We start from the raw sequence: 1,024 nt of genomic DNA on the forward strand, positions 1-1,024 counted from the left end.
ATGCGAATCAAGGGTTGAAAAAAAAGAAAGAAATAACTTTCAATTAATTTGTTTTAAAGTCTGATAATCAGTATATTTAAGGTGTATTCAACGCACTTTTAAACATATGATTAATCAGACTAAAGCACTAAAATTAGTAAAAATCTACTCAGTAATCTGTGAAAGATTTGAAAAAGATTTAAAATATACTTGTGAACGTTTCAGTAATAATGATAAACAAGATTTAACAGACCAAGAGATTATGACCATTTATTTATTTTCCGTCGAAGAAGAACAACGTTTTAGCGTCAAACAAATTCACAAATATGCTTGCGATTGGTTGTTGGATTGGTTTCCAAGACTTGGTTCCTATTCTGCATTTTCTAATAGATTGAATAGATTATCCGAAGCTTTTAAAGATTTGGTAACGGATTTAATTGCAATACATTATCCAGAAGATTGTTTTCCAAATCAAAGTTTGTTAGACTCAATGCCTATCGTTACTTGTTCTGGAAAGCGTTCTGGAAAAGTGGCCAAAGACATAACCGACAAGGGATATTGTTCTACCAAAAGTATGTATTATTATGGGGTTAAACTCCATGCTTTAGCTTTTAGGAGAGAAAACAAAATTCCTTTTCCAGAAGAAATACAAATAACCTCAGCTTCGGTTAATGATTTAACCGTTTTTAAAGAAGTGTGGTCAACTAAAGAGAATAGGTATTTTTTTGGTGATAAAATCTACATGAACAAAGAATTTTTCTCTGAGTTTGAGAAAGAAAAAAATTCAGTGATGATGACACCCGTTAAAGCAGTAAAAGGGGAATGTCAGGAAATTAGAAATAGAGACAAAGCCTTTAACGACCTATATTCAACTGCTGTTTCAAGGATTAGACAACCTATTGAGTCTTTTTTTAATTGGCTAATTCAAAAAACAGATATTCAAAGAGCAAGTAAGGTTAGATCCACAAAAGGATTATTAGTACATCTGTTTGGAAAGATTGCAGTTGCCTTTATAAACTTAATATTTTAACCCTTGATTCGCATA

General features: G+C 31.2%; 1 protein-coding gene. It reads left to right on the plus strand.

What is annotated here, in order from left to right; genetic code table 11:
• Positions 1 to 106 precede the first annotated feature (106 nt).
• Positions 107 to 1,009, plus strand: a complete 903-nt coding sequence (locus tag ACNO7W_RS16400; RefSeq protein ID WP_417938930.1) for a transposase — start codon at positions 107 to 109, stop codon at positions 1,007 to 1,009.
• Positions 1,010 to 1,024 lie beyond the last annotated feature (15 nt).

Origin of the sequence: Flavobacterium sp. ZB4R12, assembly GCF_048276375.1 — a bacterium.
Taxonomy (GTDB): domain Bacteria; phylum Bacteroidota; class Bacteroidia; order Flavobacteriales; family Flavobacteriaceae; genus Flavobacterium; species Flavobacterium gawalongense.

Coding starts and splice junctions, on each gene's coding strand:
- ACNO7W_RS16400 (WP_417938930.1), top strand. CDS start 107: ATGATTAATCAGACTAAAGCACTAAAATTAGTAAAAATCTACTCAGTA.